The 18,563-nt window shown below is 66.9% G+C and carries 15 protein-coding genes; 6 read left to right on the top strand and 9 right to left on the bottom strand.

What is annotated here, in order from left to right; genetic code table 11:
* Positions 1-13: 13 nt before the first annotated feature.
* Positions 14-370 carry a GFA family protein gene (locus ACYKG1_RS06770; RefSeq protein WP_262226456.1) on the bottom strand — a complete coding sequence of 119 codons (357 nt, stop codon included), beginning with the start codon at positions 368-370 and terminating at the stop codon, positions 14-16.
* 112 nt (positions 371-482) lie between these two features.
* On the opposite strand from ACYKG1_RS06770, the gene ACYKG1_RS06765 reads away from it, so the two are divergent.
* The 3 genes from ACYKG1_RS06765 to ACYKG1_RS06755 all read left to right on the top strand — a co-directional run bounded on the left by ACYKG1_RS06765 (position 483) and on the right by ACYKG1_RS06755 (position 3,818).
* Positions 483-2,291, top strand: coding sequence for a DUF885 domain-containing protein (locus tag ACYKG1_RS06765; protein WP_478472211.1), 1,809 nt, complete (start codon positions 483-485; stop codon positions 2,289-2,291).
* A gap of 15 nt (positions 2,292-2,306) precedes the next feature.
* A complete protein-coding gene (locus ACYKG1_RS06760; RefSeq protein ID WP_157804593.1) occupies positions 2,307-2,624 on the top strand; it encodes a hypothetical protein in 318 nt (105 codons plus the stop codon).
* Between the two features lie 195 nt (positions 2,625-2,819).
* On the top strand, positions 2,820-3,818 hold the full coding sequence (locus tag ACYKG1_RS06755; RefSeq protein WP_478472713.1) for a polysaccharide lyase: 999 nt from the start codon (positions 2,820-2,822) through the stop codon (positions 3,816-3,818).
* A gap of 9 nt (positions 3,819-3,827) precedes the next feature.
* Here ACYKG1_RS06755 and agp read toward each other — a convergent pair whose 3' ends face one another.
* The 3 genes from agp to ACYKG1_RS06740 form a co-directional block, all read right to left on the bottom strand.
* A complete protein-coding gene (gene agp / locus ACYKG1_RS06750; RefSeq protein ID WP_478472210.1) occupies positions 3,828-5,051 on the bottom strand; it encodes a bifunctional glucose-1-phosphatase/inositol phosphatase in 1,224 nt (407 codons plus the stop codon).
* A gap of 88 nt (positions 5,052-5,139) precedes the next feature.
* Complete coding sequence (gene smrA, locus ACYKG1_RS06745) at positions 5,140-6,972, bottom strand: multidrug efflux ABC transporter SmrA (RefSeq protein WP_060380982.1); 1,833 nt, start codon at positions 6,970-6,972, stop codon at positions 5,140-5,142.
* A gap of 107 nt (positions 6,973-7,079) precedes the next feature.
* Positions 7,080-8,642 carry a serine hydrolase gene (locus ACYKG1_RS06740; RefSeq protein ID WP_478472208.1) on the bottom strand — a complete coding sequence of 521 codons (1,563 nt, stop codon included), beginning with the start codon at positions 8,640-8,642 and terminating at the stop codon, positions 7,080-7,082.
* Positions 8,643-8,752: 110 nt separating this feature from the next.
* Here ACYKG1_RS06740 and ACYKG1_RS06735 point away from each other — a divergent pair, with 110 nt between their 5' ends.
* The 3 genes from ACYKG1_RS06735 to ACYKG1_RS06725 are packed head-to-tail and all read left to right on the top strand — an operon-like array spanning position 8,753 to position 11,005.
* Positions 8,753-9,196 (top strand): VOC family protein, encoded by a 444-nt coding sequence (locus tag ACYKG1_RS06735; protein ID WP_262226452.1) that lies wholly within the window; start codon positions 8,753-8,755, stop codon positions 9,194-9,196.
* Positions 9,193-10,023 carry a DUF72 domain-containing protein gene (locus tag ACYKG1_RS06730; protein WP_478472206.1) on the top strand — a complete coding sequence of 277 codons (831 nt, stop codon included), beginning with the start codon at positions 9,193-9,195 and terminating at the stop codon, positions 10,021-10,023. Before ACYKG1_RS06735 ends, ACYKG1_RS06730 begins: the two co-directional genes overlap by 4 nt.
* 34 nt (positions 10,024-10,057) lie before the next feature.
* Positions 10,058-11,005: a DMT family transporter gene (locus tag ACYKG1_RS06725; RefSeq protein WP_100471731.1), complete on the top strand. Its 948-nt coding sequence runs from the start codon at positions 10,058-10,060 to the stop codon at positions 11,003-11,005.
* A 45-nt stretch (positions 11,006-11,050) separates the two neighbouring features.
* On the opposite strand, the gene ACYKG1_RS06720 is transcribed toward ACYKG1_RS06725, so the two are convergent.
* The 5 genes from ACYKG1_RS06720 to ACYKG1_RS06700 all read right to left on the bottom strand — a co-directional run bounded on the left by ACYKG1_RS06720 (position 11,051) and on the right by ACYKG1_RS06700 (position 18,437).
* Positions 11,051-12,211 carry an AAA family ATPase gene (locus ACYKG1_RS06720; protein ID WP_478472204.1) on the bottom strand — a complete coding sequence of 387 codons (1,161 nt, stop codon included), beginning with the start codon at positions 12,209-12,211 and terminating at the stop codon, positions 11,051-11,053.
* A 120-nt stretch (positions 12,212-12,331) separates the two neighbouring features.
* Positions 12,332-13,402, bottom strand: coding sequence for a GGDEF domain-containing protein (locus ACYKG1_RS06715; RefSeq protein WP_262084521.1), 1,071 nt, complete (start codon positions 13,400-13,402; stop codon positions 12,332-12,334).
* Between the two features lie 80 nt (positions 13,403-13,482).
* Positions 13,483-14,205: a pseudouridine synthase gene (locus ACYKG1_RS06710; protein ID WP_005408708.1), complete on the bottom strand. Its 723-nt coding sequence runs from the start codon at positions 14,203-14,205 to the stop codon at positions 13,483-13,485.
* Between the two features lie 34 nt (positions 14,206-14,239).
* Positions 14,240-15,904: a sensor domain-containing diguanylate cyclase gene (locus ACYKG1_RS06705; protein ID WP_478472202.1), complete on the bottom strand. Its 1,665-nt coding sequence runs from the start codon at positions 15,902-15,904 to the stop codon at positions 14,240-14,242.
* 109 nt (positions 15,905-16,013) lie between these two features.
* Entirely contained in the window at positions 16,014-18,437 is a 2,424-nt protein-coding gene (locus tag ACYKG1_RS06700) for a putative bifunctional diguanylate cyclase/phosphodiesterase (protein ID WP_262084523.1), read from the bottom strand.
* Positions 18,438-18,563 lie beyond the last annotated feature (126 nt).

The following is an 18,563-nucleotide window of genomic DNA, read 5'->3' as shown; positions in this document are numbered from 1 at the left end:
GCACGCACCGGCCTCACAGTGCGGCTCCGTCATAGGACATCACCGCCAACGTGCCCAGATCCACCTGCGGCACGCAGCGCACGTTCACCGCCACCATCGGCGTACCTGTGCGCGGGTCCACCGCTTCGCTGTACGGCGCAACGCCGCACTCACGGCAATGGTGATGATCGATGTGGGCCTTGTTGAAATGATAGGTGGCCACGTCCGCCGGATCGGTCGTCAGCTGGAACGCCTCACGCGGCGCGAACCACAGCAGGCTGCCGCGGCGGCGGCACATCGAGCAGTTGCAGTCGATGACGTCGCTGATCGGCGCCCCGGCCTGTACGGTGAATGCGATCCTGCCGCAATGGCAGCTTCCCTGGTATTCCATGTCCTGCGCTCCGCTGGAGAGTCCTTGTCTGCCACCATGGTAATCCTATGGCACGGGGACAAAGCAGCCCCGGGGCCCTATGCTCGGGGTTTGACCCTGTACAGGAACGCCGATGCGCCCGCATCTTCTTGCCCTCGCCCTGGTCGCCGCCCTGGCCGGTTGCCAGCCGGCCGACGCCCCGACCAACGGTTCCACCCCGGCCGCCAGCCAGCAGGCCGGTGAGGCGGCGGTCGATGCCGCCTTCGCCGACCTGTCCAAGCGCGCCCTGGACACCTGGATGCAGCTGTCCCCGGTCAGCGCCACCCAGATCGGTGACCACCGCTACGACAGCGAGCTGGACGACCTGAGCGCCGCCGGCCAGCAGAAGACCGTGGCCGCCTACAAGGCACTGCTGGGCGAGCTGGACAAGATCGACGTGGCCAAGCTCGGCCGCGAAAACCAGGTGGACGCGGCGATCCTGCGCAACCAGCTGCAGTCGGAAATCTGGAACGCCGAAGTGCTGCAGTCCGGCAAGTGGGACCCGCAGCTGTACAACGGCATCGCCGGCAGCGCGATCTACGGCCTGATGGCGCGCGAGTTCGCGCCGCTGCCGGAGCGCCTGAAGTCGGCCACCGCACGCATGGAAAAGCTGCCGGCGATCTTCGCCCAGGCCCGCGAGAACCTGGATCCGGCCCGCGTGCCGAAGGTCCATGCCGAGACGGTGGCCAAGCAGAACAAGGGCATTCTCAGCATCGTCGATACCTTCATCACCCCGCACATCGGTGAACTGCCGCAGGCCGACCAGCAGCGCCTGCAAACCGCCATCGACGGCCTGAAGAAGGCGGTGGACGAGCAGCAGACCTGGCTGGACAAGACCCTGGTGCCGAATGCCAAGGGTGATTTCCGCATCGGTGCGGAAAAATACGACCAGAAACTGAAGTTCGCACTGAGCTCCTCGCTGTCGCGCCAGGAGATCGGTGAGCGTGCCCGCGCCGAACTCAAGCGCGTGCGCGAAGACATGTACGGCATCGCGCAGACCGTGCTGAAGGACAAGCCGGGTGCACCGGAAATGCCGGCCCAGCCGACCGACGAGCAGCAGCAGAAGGCGATCGAGGCCGCGCTGGAACTGGCCTACGCCGACAAGCCGGCACGCGACAAGGTGGTCGATGATGCCAAGGCCGCGCTGGAGCAGTCCACCGCATTCGTGCGCGAGCATGATCTGATGACGCTGCCCGACGCGCCGGTGGACATCATCCTGATGCCGGAATTCCAGCGTGGCGTGGCCGTGGCCTACTGCGATTCGCCGGGCCCGCTGGACAAGAACCTGAAGACCTTCTATGCCGTGTCGCCGATTCCGGACAACTGGAGCGAGAAGCAGGTCGACTCGTTCCTGCGTGAATACAACTCGCGCATGATCCACCTGCTGAGCATCCACGAGGGCACCCCGGGCCACTACCTGGAAGGCTGGCACTCGGCCAAGTTCCCCTCCACCCTGCGTGCGGTGCTGCGTTCGGGCCTGTTCGCCGAAGGCTGGGCGGTCTACACCGAGCGCATGATGCAGGAGCAGGGTTACCTCAACAACGACCCGCTGTTCCACCTGGTGCAGCTGAAGTTCTACCTGCGCACGATCTCCAACGCGATCCTCGACCAGGGCGTGCACGTGGACAACTGGGATCGCGAGAAGGCGATGCACCTGATGACCCACGACGCGTTCCAGCAGGAAAGCGAAGCCGCCGGCAAGTGGGTGCGCGCGCAACTGACCTCGGCGCAGCTGCCGACCTACTTCGTCGGCGCGCAGGAACACTTCGACACCCGCAAGGCGGTGCAGGACAAGCTGGGCGACAAATTCAACCTGAAGGCGTACCACGACCAGGTGCTGTCCTACGGCGCCCCGCCGGTGCGTTTCGCACGCCAGCTGATGCTGGACCAGCCGATCGAGTGATTGAGCCGGTGTGAGTTGAAAACAGAATGGCCCGGGGAAACCCGGGCCATTTTTTCTCCGGCGCTGCCCAAGTCAGAGCATGTGGATATACATTTTGCTCGAACCCTGCCGTGGATCCAAAAAGTACTCTGCACCACAGCCGCGGCAGACCGCTGGATGCTCTTCATCACTGCCTCTCTGGTTCTCCAGTGCGACCGCCACTATCGGGTGCTCGCAATCGAAGCAGTTGAAGGCCACGTTGTTGCCATGCGGATCAGCCTGAATCCGGTCACCATCACCGTTCATTACGAGAAAATCCGTGATTCTCACAAGCCGCACCTCGCGCTGGATTGATGGCATGAGGGTAGCTGAATCAGGAGCATGGATTGCGCCAGTGAGGGCATGCATTTCAATGCGGCGTGACGCCTGCCGCTCGCTGACTCCTGCCTGCCCGTCCCGAATACCCGCCGCTCGGCCTACTCCGCCTCACACATGGACAACATCTGCGGGCGCATTGTTCGCATCATCTCCCTGTTCCCGCAGACTCCAATGCGCCACCTGGAGTTAGTTCTTGGCTTGCTCTCCTCTGCAATGGCCGCCGCTACGGCCTTCGCCGCCTGCCCGTCGCCGCCGGCCGGGCAACCCGACATCCGGGCCGTGGGCTACTACACCGACAAGGCCGGTTCGGTGATCGACCCGGTACTGCACCAGCAGAACAAGGACGCCACCGCGCCTCTTGACCGCTATGCCGCCGACGTGGCGCGCATGAGCGACGACTACCTGCGCGACGGTGACCCGGCAGCGGCACAGTGCACCCTGAGCTGGCTGGGTGCTTGGGCCGACGATGGCGCCATGCTCGGGCAGATGGTCCGGGTCAACAACAACCAGTCGTTCTACATGCGGCAGTGGATGCTCGATGCGGTAGCGATGGCCTACCTGAAGGTGCATGACCAGGCTGATACCCGGCAGCGCGAGCGCATCGACCTCTGGTTGCAGAAGCTGGCACGGGCCAATCTGGCGTATTGGGACAATCCGAAACGGCGCCGCAACAACCACTACTACTGGGGCGGCCTGGGCGTGCTGGCCACCGGCCTGGCCACGAGTGACGAGACCTTGTGGCAGGCCGGCCACGCCGCCTTCCAGAAGGGCATCGATGACATCCAGGACGATGGCAGCCTGCCGCTGGAAATGGCGCGCGGGCAACGTGCCCTGCACTACCACGATTACGCATTGGCGCCGCTGGTGATGATGGCTGAGCTGGCGCGGCTGCGCGGCCAGGACTGGTACGCCAGCAGGGATCACGCTATCGACCGCCTTGCCCGCCGCGTCATCGAAGGCAGCAAGGACCCTGCATGGTTCAACGAACACACCGGCGTTGCACAGCTGCCCCTGCAGGCCAGCGGCTGGGTCGAGTTCTACCGGTTGCGATCACCGGATGGCGGCCTGTTCGATGTCGCGCATGCGCGCGGCCCGTTCCACTCGCCACGGCTGGGCGGCGACCTTACGCTGATGGCCACGCATGGCATCGTGCGCGCGCCGCTGCGTTAGCGGCGTACCTCAGCGGGCTGCCGGATGCAGCAGACGTTGGAACTCGGCGACGGTGCAGCCCTGTGCCGCGCACCCCGGCACACGAAGCGCGACGCGGCCCGCCGGCTGCGCGTTGGTCAGAGGCAGCACATCGCGCAGCTGCGCGGTGGTCGGGTAGACGTAGGCCAGGCGGATCCTTTCCTCACCGCTGTGGCGATCACGCCAGCGCTCGAACTGCAGCAGGCCGCCGATCGGCGTCTTCTCGTACTGGCCCGGCAGGCTGTAGTCGCTGATTCCCAACGCCGCCAGCACCGAACCGATGTTGGAATCGTGACCGACCAGCAGGGTCACCTTCGGCGACGCCGGGTCGTCGAACAACGCATTCACTCTTGTCAGCAGCGGAGCGGCCACATCACGCGCCACCTCGGGCGTTCCGAACAGGATGTCCTGGTAGCGGTTGCGGATCTGCGCTAGCGCCTGCCATTGCGCCTCGGTGGTCAACCGGCCCCAGCCTTCGCGGGGGATGCCACTGCCCTGGTAGTGCTCCATCAACAAGGCATCGACCAGTCCACTGGCCAGGGCCAGCGAACCGGACGCGCGTGGCTCCTTGCCCGGTTCCGCACTGAAGGTCGTGTCGGCCAGCATTAGATGGCAGTCGCTGCGCCCCATGCATGCCGCCGACTGCGGATAGCGGGTGATCGCCTCCACCACCGCCAACGCCGGTGCCAGATCCGATGCGGCCCGTGCCTGTTGCATCGCCGACACCGCACGTGCGCGGAAGGCCGCGTCATCGCGGTGGATCACCGGATTGAACAGCGGGTCCATCGTGCCCAGCGGCATGCGCTGCTCGATTGCAACATGGCAGCCCGGGAAGGCACCGGCAACGAAGAACTGCGCGGTGGCCTGGGTGCGCTGCAGGCTGTTGGCGTGGGCGTGGAAGTCACCCGGCTGCGGGCAATCCGACGGCGGCAGCAGCTGCGCCTGCCGCAGCCACTGGCCGATGTAGCGGCCCATGTAGACCTCCAGCACGCCGCCCTTGGCGGTCAGCTCGCCTGAGGCGACGTCCCAGCCTGGCCAGCGCTCTGGCGTGGCATTGGCCAGCGCACCCGATGCCACCACCGGCGCGCGCAGGTTGTGGCGGCTGAGCAGGACCACCTGTTCGAGCTGGTCGCCTTGAATGGGAGCTGGCGTGGCTGCCGCCGCTGAACTGACCAGGGCAAGCGCGAGCAGCAAAGGGCGTAGCGGGTGGATCATGCGGGTCTCCGGAAACACACTGGGGTCAGAGCCCTTTCCTGCGGAAAGGGATCCGGCCCCAAGGGATGCATCCACGCATGGCGTGGATCTACTGATCGGCAGCCACAAAACCACCGGTCTGCCGCGCCCACAACCGCGCGTACAGGCCACCGGCCGCAATCAGCTCGGCGTGGGTGCCGGTCTCGACGATGCGGCCCTGGTCCATCACCACCAACCGGTCCATGCGCGCGATGGTCGACAACCGGTGCGCGATCGCGATCACCGTCTTGCCGCCCATCAGCTCGTCCAGGCTGTCCTGGATCGCCGCTTCCACTTCCGAATCCAGCGCCGAGGTCGCCTCGTCCAGCACCAGGATCGGTGCGTCCTTCAGCAGTACGCGGGCAATGGCGATGCGCTGGCGCTGGCCGCCGGACAGCTTCACGCCGCGCTCGCCGACATGCGCGTCGTAGCCACGACGCCCCTGCCCGTCCACCAGCGTATCGATGAAGGCTTCGGCACGCGCCTTGGCTACGGCTGCGCGCAACTGCTCATCGGTCGCGTCGGGACGACCGTACAGCAGGTTGTCGCGGATCGAGCGATGCAGCAGCGAGGTGTCCTGGGTGACCACGCCGATCTGCTGGCGCAGGCTTTCCTGGGTGACGTACGCAATGTCCTGGTCGTCGATCAGGATGCGGCCACTTTCCAGGTCGTACAGGCGCAGCAGCACGTTGACCAGGGTCGACTTGCCGGCACCGGAAGGACCCACCAGGCCGATCTTCTCGCCGGGCTTCACCACCAGGTCGAGGCCGGCGATCACCCCGCCCTTCTTGCCATAGTGGAAGTGGATGTCCTGGAAATGCACGCCACCACGGGTCACCTGCAATGGCACTGCATCCTCGCGGTCCTGCACGGTCAGCGGCTGGGCGATGGTGGTGATGCCGTCCTGCACCGTGCCGATGTCCTCGAAGATGCCGTTGATGGTCCACATGATCCAGCCGGACATGTTGTGGATGCGGATCACCAGGCCGGTGGCCAGGGTGATCGCGCCGACGGTGATGTGGCCACCATTCCACAGCCACAGCGCCAGCCCGCAGGTACCGGCGATCAGGAAGCCGTTGACGATGGCGATGGTCAGGTCCATGCCGGTGGTGACCCGGGTCTGCGCGCGGTGCTTGACCGCCAGTTCCTGGATCGATTCGGCAACGTAGGCCTGCTCGCGTCCGCCATGGGCGAACAGCTTCAGCGTGGGAATGTTGGTGTAGCCATCGACGATGCGGCCCATCGCCTTGGAACGTGCCTCGGAAGCGATCCAGGCCCGTTCCTTAGCGCGCGGCACGAAGTAGACCATGATCACCGCATAGGCCAGCAGCCACAGGATCAGCGGCACCATCAGCCGCCAGTCGGCCTGCGCGAACAGGTACAGCGCGGTGCCGGTATAGACCACGATGTACCAGAGCGAATCGACCATCTGTACGGCCGATTCGCGCAGCGAGGTACCGGTCTGCATCACCCGGTTGGCGACGCTGCCGGCGAAGTCGTTCTGGAAGAAGCTCAGGCTCTGCCGCACCACGTAGTTGTGCATCAGCCAGCGCGAGCGGTTGCTCAGTCCGGGCACGATGGCCTGGTTGACCAGCAGGTTGTGCAGGCCGACCAGGATCGGCCGCGCGATGACCGTGATGAACAGCATCCAGCCCAGGTCATTGGCGTGGCGCTTGAAGAAATCGGCCCCCGGCTGCTCGGCGACCATGTCGACGATGCGGCCCAGGTAATCGAACATCGCCACTTCCACCAGCGCCAGCAGCAGGCCAGCGATCAGGGTCGCCAGCAGCACCGGCCACACCGGGCGCAGGTAGTGCAGGTAGAACGGCAGCACCTTGCGCGGTGGCATGCGCCCATCCACGGGCGGGAACACCGGGATCAGGGATTCAAACCAACGGAACATCGCACTCCCTCGCCTCTTGCAAGCGGCGAAGTATCCCACGCCGGATGTGTACGCCAGCCGATGATCGCCGCGGCTCCGGTCGTGCCGGCCGCCGGCCGGCACTACCCTCACTCCTTGACCGGGGTGAACAGCAGGTCCTGGAAATCGAAGCTGAAATCGGTCAGGTCGGAGATCGGCTGCATGCGCACCTCGCGCACCTTGCCGTCCGGGTCCAGGCTGAAGTTCACGAACGCATCGGCGTTGAGCGAGCGGTCATCCCAGCGCACGATGAAGGTATCGTGCTGCCAGTGCTCCAGGCGGCCGCTCAGCTGCGCAGTCTTCATGAAGCGCAGGCGCAGGCCCCTGCCCTCGGCACTGACCTGCATGTCGCCATACCAGCGGTCGCGGAACGTGCCGGTGTAGCCGGGCAGTGCCAGCGATGGCTTGCTGCCCTTGTCGCGCGCGCTCTGGTGCTTGGCCCAGGCTTCGTCGGCCTTGCCCTGGCCCTTGGCCACGGCCTTGGCATAGGCGTCCACCCAGTCGTGCTTCTCGCCACCCAGATAGGCATCCAGCACGCTCAGGGTGATCGCGTTGAACGCCGCGCCCACTTCCTGGTTGGTCAGCACCACCACGCCCAGCTTCTCGCCCGGCACCAGGGTCAGCCGCGAAACCATGCCCGGCCAGCCACCGGTGTGCCAGACCAGTTTCCGCCCACGGTAGTCGCTCAGGCTCCAGCCTTCGCCGTAGCCGGCAAAGTTGGCCCGCGCCGGCGCCAGCTCCGGCACGCTCGGCGCCGGGATCGACTGCGGGGTGATCATCCGCCACATCTGCTGCTGGCTTTTCTCGGTGAACAGCGAAGTGCCGTCGGCCAGCTTGCCTTCGGCCAGCTGCACCTGCATCCAGCGTGCCATGTCGTGGGCGCTGGAATAGATGCCACCGGCGCCGGCATTGTTCGACCAGGTCAGCGGCGCGACGGTACGCAGGTCCTTGAAGTCGTACTTGGCGTGGCCGACCGCTGCCTTGTCACCGGGCTTGAGGTGGTCGGCGTTGTAGCGCGTGCCGGCCATGCCCACCGTGTCGAAGATGCGGGTCTGCAGGAACTGCTGGTAGCTCATGCCGGAGACGCGTTCGATCACCTGCTGGGCAACCGCGTACAGGATGTTGTCGTAGGCGTAGCTCTCGCGGAAGCCGCCCTTCAGCGGCACCTTGCCCAGCCGCTGCACCACTTCGGCGTTGCTGTAGGAAGTGGTCGGCCAGAACAGCAGGTCACCGGCGCCCAGGCTCAGGCCGCTGCGATGCGACAGCAGGTCGCGGATCGTCATCTGCCCGGTCACGAACGGATCGGACATGCGGAACGACGGCAGGTGGTCGATCACCTTGTCGTCCATCTTCAGCTTGCCGTCCTCGGCCAGCAGGTTCAGCGAGGTGGCCGTGAACGCCTTGGTGTTGGAGGCGATCGCGAACAGCGTATCGGCCTGCACCGGCTCCGGCTTGCCCTGCTCGCGCACGCCCCAGCCACGCTCCAGCACCACCTGGCCGTCCTTGACCACGGCCACGGCGATGCCGGGCACGTCGAACTGCGCGCGCACGCGCTCGACGGTCGCATCCAGGTCCTGCAGCGGCGGCGGGGTCGCCGCGCTCGCCATGGTCGTGCACGCCAGCAGCACGGCACCTCCGATCCAGGGTTTCATCCAGCACGATCTCCGAACAGGGGTAGCGGCCGTGTGCAGGCCGTCACCGGGGTTTCGCGGGATGGTAACGGTCCGCGGCGCACCCTGCCCTGTGCCATAGGAGGGGTGTCATGGGCGGGAACGGTCAACCCAGCAGCGGCTCCACCATCATTCCGTGCCTGCGCTACCGCGACGCGCAGGCCGCCATCGACTGGCTGCAGCGCGCCTTCGGTTTTCACGTCCAGGCGGTGTATGCCGACGGCGATACCGTGTTCCATGCGCAGCTGACATATGGCAACGGCATGATCATGCTTGGTTCGAGCAGCAGTAGTGGCGAATGGTCCAAGCTGGCGGTGATGCCGGACGAGGTCGGCGGACGCCAGACCCAGAGCGCCTGCGTGATCGTCACCGATGTCGATGCGCACTATGCACGCGCCAAGGCCGCCGATGCGCGTATCGTCATCGACATCGCCGACCAGGACTACGGCGGCCGTGGCTATGCCTGCGCCGATCCGGAAGGCTACCTGTGGTGGTTCGGCAGCTACGATCCGTGGCGCGCGGACCACGGCCAATGACCGCAACTGCCAGCCAGGCGGCGATCCGCTGCGGCATCGGCGGCTGGGTGTTTCCCGAATGGCGCGGCGGTGTGTTCTATCCAGCGGGCCTGCCGCAGCGCGAGGAACTGGCCCACGCCAGCCGCGCCCTGCGCTGCATCGAGATCAACGGCACGTTCTATCGCACGCCAACGGCGGCCCAGTGCGCACAATGGGCCGCACAGACACCCGACGGTTTCCGCTTCTCGATGAAGGCGCCGCGCTACCTGGTGCAGCGCCGCGACCTGTCCAGCACGGTGGAGGCCGCCGCACCGTTCCTTGAGGCGGCACTCGCGCTCGGTGACCGTCTCGGCCCGTTGCTGTGGCAGTTCGATCCGCGCCACCCCGCCGATGCTGAAGCACTCGGGGCTCTGATGGGGCAATTGCCGCATCAGCTGGAGGGCGTTCCGCTGCAGCACGCGCTGGAGGTGCGCAACGCCGAGGCACATGGCCCGGCGCTGGTCGCTGCCGCGCGCCGCCACGACGTGGCGCTGGTGATCGAGGACAGCGACGAGGCGCCCCTGCACGGTGATGTCAGTGCCGGCTTCGTCTACGCCAGGATCAAGCGCAGCCAGGCCCGCTTGAACGAGGGCTTGCCGGCACCCGTGCAGCAGCGCTGGGCCGAACGCGCGCTCCACTGGTCACGCGGCGAACCGGTGGACGACCTGCCCTGCCTGTCCGGGCCGGCACCGTCAGAGCCGCGCGAGGTCTACCTGCTGTGCATCGGCGCCGGCAAGGCGCGCAACCCGGCCGCGGCGATGGCCCTGCAGCGGCGGGTAGATGGGGCCAGCAATTCCTCACGCGGATAGCGCTGCGGTCATCGCCTTGCCTCACAATAGGCCGATGAGCACACCCGACACCCGCAAAGCGCTGTGGCAGATCCATTTCTGTGTCCTGCTGTGGGGCGTCACCGCCATCCTCGGCAAGCTGATCACCCTGCCGGCGCTGCCGCTGGTGTGGTGGCGCATGCTGCTGGTGACGGCGATGCTGGCCCTGCTGCCGCGGGTCTGGCGTGGATTGCGCACGCTGCCCCTGCGGCTGGTGGCGGGCTACGCCGGCATCGGCGCGTTGGTCGCGCTGCACTGGCTGACGTTCTACGGTGCGGTGAAGCTGGCCAATGCCTCGGTAGCCGCCACCTGCATCGCGCTGGCGCCAGTGTTCACCTCGATCATCGAACCCTGGGTGGCCAAGCGGCCGTTCCAGCTGCGTGAACTCGCCTTCGGCCTGGCCGTGCTGCCGGGTGTCGCACTGGTGGTCGGTGGCGTGCCCGATGGCATGCGCCTGGGTGTGTTGATCGGTGCGATCTCGGCGCTGCTGGTGGCGGTATTCGGCTCGCTCAACAAGCGCATGGTCAGCCATGCGGATCCGCTCACGGTCACCGCACTGGAACTGGGTGCGGGCACCCTCACCCTGACCCTGCTGGCACCGCTGATGCCGTACCTGCTGCCAGCGCTGGCCAGCCCGCTGTGGGTGGTTCCGGACCTGCACGACGGCATCCTGCTGCTGGTGCTGGCCGGGTTCTGCACGCTGCTGCCGTTCGCCCTGGCCCTGGTCGCACTGCGCCATCTGAGCGCCTACACGGTGCAGCTGGTGACCAACCTGGAGCCGGTCTATGCGGTGGTGCTGGCGGTGGTGCTGCTGCGCGAGCAGCACGAAGTCACCCCATGGTTCTACCTGGGCGTGGCGATCATCGTCGGTGCCGTATTCCTGCATCCACTGCTGAACCGTCGCAAGCCGATGCAGCACCCGGAGATCCTCGGTACGGCCGAGGCGCGCAACATCGCCGATTGAGTGCATCCACGCATGGCGTGGATCTACCGGGCGTGGATCGCCGTATCAACGCTGCGGCCAATGCCATGCCGGGGCATCCAGCAGGCCCTGCCCGCTGAGCAATGTGCGGCCCTGTTTCTTGTGCAGGTGCAGCGAATGGCAACCCGGTGCCTGTTCCAGCGCCGCGATCAGTCGGCTGGCATGTGACACCACCCATACCTGGCTGCGTGCACTGGCCGCGATGATCAGCCGCGCCAGTGCCGGCAGCAGGTCTGGATGCAGGCTGGTCTCCGGCTCGTTGAGCACCAGCAGCGGCGGCGGACGCGGCGTGTGCAGCGCAGCGGCCAGCAGCAGGAAGCGCAGCGTGCCGTCGGAGAGTTCGGCCATCGACAATGGCCGCAGCAGCCCCGGCTGGTGGAAACGCAGCGCCAACCGGCCATCCAGTTCCTCGAAGCCAACCGTGGCGCCCGGGAAGGCATCGTCGACGCTGCGTGCCAACGCGACCGCGTCGCCGATCTCGAGGATGGTGACCCAGGCCGCGGCCAGATCCCGCCCGTCGTGGTGCAGCACCGGCGTACGCGTGGCCATCGCCGGCTGCCGCGCCGGTGCATCGGCGTCGCTGCGGAAATGATCGTAGAAGCGCCAACGGCGGATGTACTCGCGCAGGGCGATGGTTTCCGGCATGCGCTGCGGATCGCCGACCTGGGTAAACAGGCTGTCGAACAGTGACAAGCGGTCGTCGACCAGATCCCAGCCACGCGCTTGGCGTTGCCGCACCATCGCCCCGCGCCGGTCGACCAGCAGGTTGGCGCTGCGCAGGAACGGGCCCGCCCAGATCGCTTCGGCCTTGATCTGCGGGTCCAGTGCGAAGGCCGATCGGCTGGGCGGCGGGTAGCCCAGATCGATGGCGTAGCCGAATTCGTCGGTGGTGAAGCCCAGCTTCAGTCCCACCGATTCCTGTCGCGGGCCGCCCTGCAATGGGATTTCGCCGGCAGTGACCCGGCGGTCCATTTTTTCGGGGCCCGCCCACAGCGCCGAAGCGAGGCCGCCTTCGCGGGCCAGCACCGCCGCGACGCCGCCCTGTGCGGTCTCCGCGAGCAGGCGCAGCGCGCGGTACAGGCTGGACTTGCCACTGCCGTTGTCCCCGGTGACTACGTTCAACTGCTGCAGCGGCAGTACCAGCCCATGCAGTGAGCGATAGTGGGCGATGGCCAGGGTCTGCAGCATGGTTGTGTCCGTGGGAACAGGAACGGCATATTCGCCGGGCGCAATCGCACAGGCCGCGACACGGCGTTACCCAATCGGCAAAAGCATCCACGCATGGCGTGGATCTACTGCATGCAGGGCTCAGCCCGCCCGTTCCACCCGGTTGCGGCCATTGCCCTTGGCGCGGTACAGCGCCTTGTCGGCGCGCGCCAGCGTGTCATCCACGCTTTCACCGGGCTGGTGCTGGGCCACACCAATACTGATCGTGACCGGAAATCCCAGCGGAAGGGCTGCCACAGCCAGGCGCAGGAACTCGCACTGCAGTTCGGCCGTGTGCAGGTCGGTGCCCGGCATCACCGCCACGAACTCTTCGCCGCCATAGCGCGCGGCCATGCCACGGCCGGCAAAGTGCGAGCGCAGCAGCACGCCCAGCTCGGCCAGCACCCGGTCGCCGGTGGCGTGGCCCTGGAAGTCGTTGATGTGCTTGAAATGGTCGATGTCCAGCAGCGCGACACAGGCCAGTCCAGGTTGCCCATCGATCTCCGCCATCGCCTCTTCCAGCGCTGCCGCCATCGCGCGACGGTTCGGCAGGCCGGTCAATGCATCGGTGCGGCTCTGCTCGGCCAGGTCGGCATTCTGCGCCAGCAGCACGTCCTGGTACTCCGACAGCAGGCGCTCGTAGTCATCACGCTCCAGCATGTGTTTCTGGATGTCGAGCGCGAAGCGGCGCAGTTCCATCACCAGCATCACCTGCCGCGACAGCGCGGCCAGCGCTTCGGCCTTGTCGCTGGGCAGGCGCTGCGGTTGCGCATCGAATACGCACAGCGTGCCCAGTGGCAGGCCATCGGAACTGATCAAGGGTGCACCGGCATAGAAGCGGATGTGCGGGTCGCCGGTCACCACCGGGTTGTCGTGGAAGCGGATGTCCTGCAATGCATCCTCCACCACCATGATTTCCTGCGGCTGCAGGATGGCGTGGCCACACATCGATTCGCTGCGCAGGTTCTCCGCCGCGTCGATGCCCTGGATCGATTTGAACCACTGCCGTTCGACGTCGATCAGGGTCACCGCCGCCATCGAGGTACCGCAGACCGCCCTGGCGATCGCCACCAGGTCGTCGAATGACTTCTCGCGCTGCGAATCAAGGATCCGGTAGCGGTACAGCGCCTCGAGCCGAAGAGCTTCGTTGGCAGGCTTGTCGGGCTTGATCATGCAGCGTCAGGTTCCGGCAGGTCACTTCGGAGTCTAGCTGATGCAGAACCGGGTCCATGCTCGGCTCTGCACCTATCGGTTTACCAGTCCAGCTGCTTCGGCAGCAGGCCCTGCAGTTCCTGCTCGGTCAGGTTGCGCCACTGGCCTGGCTTCAGCGCGCCAATCTTGATGTTGTCGATGCGCACGCGGCGCAGCTGGGTCACCCGATAGCCGAACTCAGCCGCCATCAGGCGGATCTGCCGGTTCAGGCCCTGCTGCAGCGTGATGCGGAAACCGAACTTGGCGATGCGCGAGGTCTTGCACGGCAGCGTCATCTGGTCGTGGATGCGAACGCCACGGGCCATGCCGCGCAGGAATTCATCGGTGACCGGCTTGTTCACCGCCACCAGGTATTCCTTCTGGTGGCCGTTCTCGGCACGCAGGATCTGGTTGACGATGTCGCCGTTGCTGGTCATCAGGATCAGCCCCTCCGATTCCTTGTCCAGGCGGCCGATCGGGAAAATGCGCTGTTCGTGGCCGACGAAATCGACGATGTTGCCCTTGACCGACGTCTCGGTCGTGCAGGTGACGCCGACCGGCTTGTTCAGCGCGATGTAGACGTGGCGACGGGCACCAGGCTTGCGGGCCACGCGCGCGCGCAGCGGCTGGCCGTCGACCAGCACCTGGTCTTCCTCGCCCACCACCGCGCCGGTGCCGGCCGGATGGCCGTTGACGGTGACCCGGCGGGCAGCGATCAGGCGATCGGCCTCGCGGCGGGAGCAGAAGCCGGTGTCGGCGATATGTTTGTTGAGTCGGGTGGTCATCGGTCCATTATCCGGCATCGCCGCCCGCTGCGCTTCATGCCGGGGCCGGCGGATCGAGTTCTTCACCGTCGAACACCCGGTCGCGGCCCGCACGCTTGGCCACGTACATGGCGTGGTCAGCCCGGCGCAACAGCGCAGCCAGGTCGTCCTCGCCCGGCCGCCACTGCGCCAGGCCGATGCTGGCGGTCACCTCCAGGCCCGGCACCTGCAGCGCCCGGCCCGCTTCGGTGATGTGCTGGCGCAGGCGATCCAGGCGTGCCGACGCCGTCTCGCGCGGCATGCCCGGCATCAGCAGCAGGAACTCCTCGCCGCCCATCCGCACTACCTGGTCCTGGCTGCGCACCGCCGCACGCAGTGCACGTGCCACCGCCACCAGCACCTGGTCGCCCACGGCGTGGCCATGGCGGTCATTGATGTCCTTGAACAGGTCGATGTCGAGGAAGCCGATCACCAGCGGACCACCTTCGCGTTCGACCCGTTCCAGCTGCCGTGCCAGCTGCTGCAGCCCGGCACGGCGGTTGGGCAGCCCGGTCAGGCCATCGGTTTCGGCCAGCTGGCGCAGCTCATCGCGCTGCTGGCGCAGGCGGCCCAGCCGCTGGTTCAGCGCATAGGCGGCCATCATCAGCAGCCAGGTCACCGACAGCTGCAGCGCCTCCACGCGGTACTCCAGCAGCCACGCAGCGCGGCAGGCGTCAGCCAGGATCAACACCAGCATCGGCGCCAGCGCCGCCAACCCGGCCTGCGCCCAGCGGTCACCGCGCAGCCGCGCCCACACCCCGACCATCAATGCCAGGCCACAGCCCAGCAGGTAGGACACCTGCAGGCCCTGCGCCACCCAGCCCAGGCTGTCCCACTGCAGCCAGGGCAGCCATGCGGCCAGCACCAGCAATCCCCATAGCGCCAGCAGCTGCACCGGGCGCGAACGCGGCAGCAGGCGGTCGCCGCCGTTCAGACGCCACAGCGCCGGCAGCACCAATGCCTGGGACGCGGCGGTCAATGCCAGCAGCCACCAGGCACCGCGCTCGCCCACCGGCAGCCACGGCTCCGGGTAGCCGCTGAGGCCACCAAGGATGGCCTGCCACAGCACCAGCACGGTGGTACCGGCGGTGTAGACCAGAAAGCTGCGGTCGCGGGTAGTGAGGAAGGCCATCAGCGCCGACAACGCCAATGCGATCGCCACGGCGATGCAGGCCGCACGCACCAGCAGGCGAGCGGTATCGTTCTGCTGTACGGGGCTGGGCGCCCCCAACCGCAGGGTCGGTACCCAGCGCGCCTTCAGCGGCGTCTGCCATGACACCAGGAATGGTTCATGGCTGCCCGCCGGCGGTACCGCGACCAGGCCGATGCCTGCGCGGAACCGTGAATCACGGGTACGGGCATCATGCATGTTGCCGCAGATTTCGCGATCCCCATGCTGCACGCGCACTTCGCCAGCGAACACATTGAACACGTCCAGTGCCTGCGGCTGGCCCGACCAGCCGCCGGCGGGCGCGGCCACCTGCACCTGCTGCCGTGGCCCCTGCAGCATCTCCGGCGTGCAGCCGCGATGCGGGGTGGGTTCATCGGTGGCTGCACCGACCAGCAGGTAATCGCGCCCGGCTTCGGCCACAGCGGCCCACAGCGGCCACGGCGTTGCCAACCACACCAGCAGCACGACCAGCACCGCTCCTGTTCCGTACTGCCACTGCCTGCCGCCCACGCCACGTCCTGTTCCTGCTTACGCCCGCGCCCGCTGCGCGTCGCCCCTGCCGGGCATTATCGCAGCCGCGGCTGCAGCGCACGTGTAGACCAAAGTCGCCGACAGTCGTTCAGCCAGCCGCCGGAGGCCCCTTCACCGCCACCAGGCGGACCGGCCTCAGGTCACTCAGGGTCATCCGTTCCAGCGGCTGCGGCCGCTCGACCGCATAGCCCTGCAGGCCCTGCACGCCGAGCCGGGTCAGCGCGGCGGCGACTTCGGCGGTCTCCACCCATTCGGCCACCACCTCCATCTGCAGTTCGCGCCCCAGTTCACTGATCGCGCGCACGGTGGCGTGGCTGACCGGATCGGTATCCATGTCGCGCACGAAGGCACCGTCGATCTTCAGGATGTCGGCCGGCAGCTGGCGCAGGTAGCCAAACGAGGACAGTCCGGAGCCGAAATCGTCCAACGCCATCCGGCAGCCACGCGCCTTCACCGCATCGATGAAGGCACGCGCCTGGCTGAGGTTGCTGATCGCAGCGGTCTCGGTGATTTCGAAGCACAGCTTGGAGGCCACTGCGCGGTTGCGCTCCAGCAGGTCGCAGACGAAGGCGAGGAAGCCTGGCTCGGCGATCGACTGCGCCGAGACGTTGACGTTGCACAGGCCCAGCTGCCGGACGTGCGCCGGGCACACCTGCAGATGCCGGAACAGCAGGCCCAGCACATGCCGGTCCAGCGCCACGGCCATGCCATAACGCTCCACCGCCGGCATGAACTGGCCCGGCAGGTGCAGGCTGCCATCGCTGCCGCGCATGCGCACCAGCACCTCATAGTGCAGGTACGCGGGATCGCCAACGCGGGCAATGCGCTGCGCATACAGCACCATGCGGTTCTCGGCCATGGCCAGGCTGACGCCCTGCAGGCGTTCGGCTTCCCGGCGCCGTTCCTCCAGCGCCATGCGGTTTTCGTTGAAGCAGTGCACGCGGTTGCGCCCGGCCTGCTTGGCCGCATAGCAGGCGCTGTCGGCGGCGCTCATCAGCCAGTTCACATCCGGTGCCTCGGCGCTGACCTCGACCACGCCGATGCTGCAGCTCAACTGCGGGCTGCCCTCGCTGACCGGGAACGTGGCCTGGCCCAAGTGGCGGATCACCCGCTGCAGCACGCGCTTGGCCTCGTCCTGCCCGGCATGGGCAAGGAACACCGCGAACTCGTCCGCACCCAGCCGGCCCACCCAGTCGCCATCGCGCACTGCCGCCACCAGGTAGTCGGCGAAGCTGCGCAGCATCTGGTCGCCGGCGGCGTGGCCGAAGCTGTCGTTGACCAGCTTGAAATGGTCCAGGTTGATGTAGCACAGCGCGTGCGTGCCGCCCTCGCTGCGCACCTGCAACAGCGCGCGTTCCAGCAGCCGCTCGATCTCCCGGCGGTTGATCAGGCCGGTCAGCGGATCATGGCTGGCATGGTGCTCGATCTCGCGCGCCAATGCATGGTTCTGGCTGACGTCCTCGATGATTGCGAACACCGACAGGCCACCGCCGGTACTGCGCACGCCGGTGCCGCTCCAGCGGCCCCAGACCAGGCTGCCATCGCGACGGCGGAAGCGCAGTTCGCTCGGTCGCAGCTGGCGGTCCCAATCGATGCGCCCCACCCCATCGATGACCAGCTCGCCATCCATCAGCAGGTCCCCCAGCGACAGCTGCAGCAGCATGTCACGACGGTGATCGAGGATATCGGCCATCGCCTGGTTGGCCTCGACCACCTTGCCTTCGGCATCGAGCTTGAGCATGCCAACGTTGGCCTGGTAGAACGCAGCGCGGAAACGGCTCTCGTGTTCTGTCAGATCCTTGCCCACGCGCCGCGCCAGCGCGACCGCCATCAGGCTGATCGCCAGCACCGACAGGCCCGCAACCATCAACGTGGCCAGCCTCACCAGCGTCGCCATCCGCAACAGCGCCTGCGAGAACGCCTGGCTCTGTACCTGCATCCGCCGGTCGAGGTCGCGCAGCTGTTGCAGGTATTGGTCACGTACGGCGATCGGCACCGGGCCACCGTCATGCCGCAGCTGCAACTCATCGATCAGGCGCTGCACGGCCATCAGGTCACCGTCGGTCTTCCGCCACAGCGCGGTCGCCTCGCGGAAGGCACCGATGTCGCGTGCATAGCGGAACGAGAACACCAGCCGCGGGATATCGGCGCGCGCATTGCCGCCCTGCAGGAATCCCTGCCTGGCTTTGGCTTCGTCCGGCTCGCCCTGTTCCAGCGCCAGCCGCGCCTGCAGATCACCCAATGGCACCTGCAGCGCCCTGCGTGCATCGTCCAGGTCCTGCGCATCGCCGCGCGCAAGATAGCGGCTGAGCGCAGCGGTCGCATCCTGCTGCCCCCGTGACCAGTAGCCCTGGCCGGCAATCCAGGCGGTGGAGGCCGCCTGCAGTTCCTGGATCAATGCGGACAGCGCAACCAACCCGATCGCCATGCCCGTCAACAACGCAAAGCGCAATCCCAGCCCACGGGTCATCGGCACCCGCCGGCTCTGCTGGTCCGTGCCACTTCTACCCATCCCGGATCCCCCCGAATGTGCTGCGGTGACAACCTCCCTGGAACCGGCCCAGCCTATGACCGGCAATGTGTGGGCCATGCGAAAAAGGGGACGGAGGGGATTAAGTCGTTTCCGGCATAAGCGCAT

The organism is Stenotrophomonas sp. 85239_Sma (assembly GCF_056481725.1).
This window is presented reverse-complemented; position numbering and strand designations above follow the sequence as displayed.

Coding starts and splice junctions, on each gene's coding strand:
- ACYKG1_RS06725 (WP_100471731.1), top strand. CDS start 10,058: ATGAGCACACCCGACACCCGCAAAGCGCTGTGGCAGATCCATTTCTGT.
- ACYKG1_RS06700 (WP_262084523.1), bottom strand. CDS start 18,437: ATGGGTAGAAGTGGCACGGACCAGCAGAGCCGGCGGGTGCCGATGACC.
- ACYKG1_RS06720 (WP_478472204.1), bottom strand. CDS start 12,211: ATGCTGCAGACCCTGGCCATCGCCCACTATCGCTCACTGCATGGGCTG.
- ACYKG1_RS06770 (WP_262226456.1), bottom strand. CDS start 370: ATGGAATACCAGGGAAGCTGCCATTGCGGCAGGATCGCATTCACCGTA.
- ACYKG1_RS06715 (WP_262084521.1), bottom strand. CDS start 13,402: ATGATCAAGCCCGACAAGCCTGCCAACGAAGCTCTTCGGCTCGAGGCG.
- ACYKG1_RS06735 (WP_262226452.1), top strand. CDS start 8,753: ATGGGCGGGAACGGTCAACCCAGCAGCGGCTCCACCATCATTCCGTGC.
- ACYKG1_RS06765 (WP_478472211.1), top strand. CDS start 483: ATGCGCCCGCATCTTCTTGCCCTCGCCCTGGTCGCCGCCCTGGCCGGT.
- ACYKG1_RS06755 (WP_478472713.1), top strand. CDS start 2,820: ATGCGCCACCTGGAGTTAGTTCTTGGCTTGCTCTCCTCTGCAATGGCC.
- agp (WP_478472210.1), bottom strand. CDS start 5,051: ATGATCCACCCGCTACGCCCTTTGCTGCTCGCGCTTGCCCTGGTCAGT.
- ACYKG1_RS06730 (WP_478472206.1), top strand. CDS start 9,193: ATGACCGCAACTGCCAGCCAGGCGGCGATCCGCTGCGGCATCGGCGGC.
- ACYKG1_RS06740 (WP_478472208.1), bottom strand. CDS start 8,642: ATGAAACCCTGGATCGGAGGTGCCGTGCTGCTGGCGTGCACGACCATG.
- ACYKG1_RS06710 (WP_005408708.1), bottom strand. CDS start 14,205: ATGACCACCCGACTCAACAAACATATCGCCGACACCGGCTTCTGCTCC.
- smrA (WP_060380982.1), bottom strand. CDS start 6,972: ATGTTCCGTTGGTTTGAATCCCTGATCCCGGTGTTCCCGCCCGTGGAT.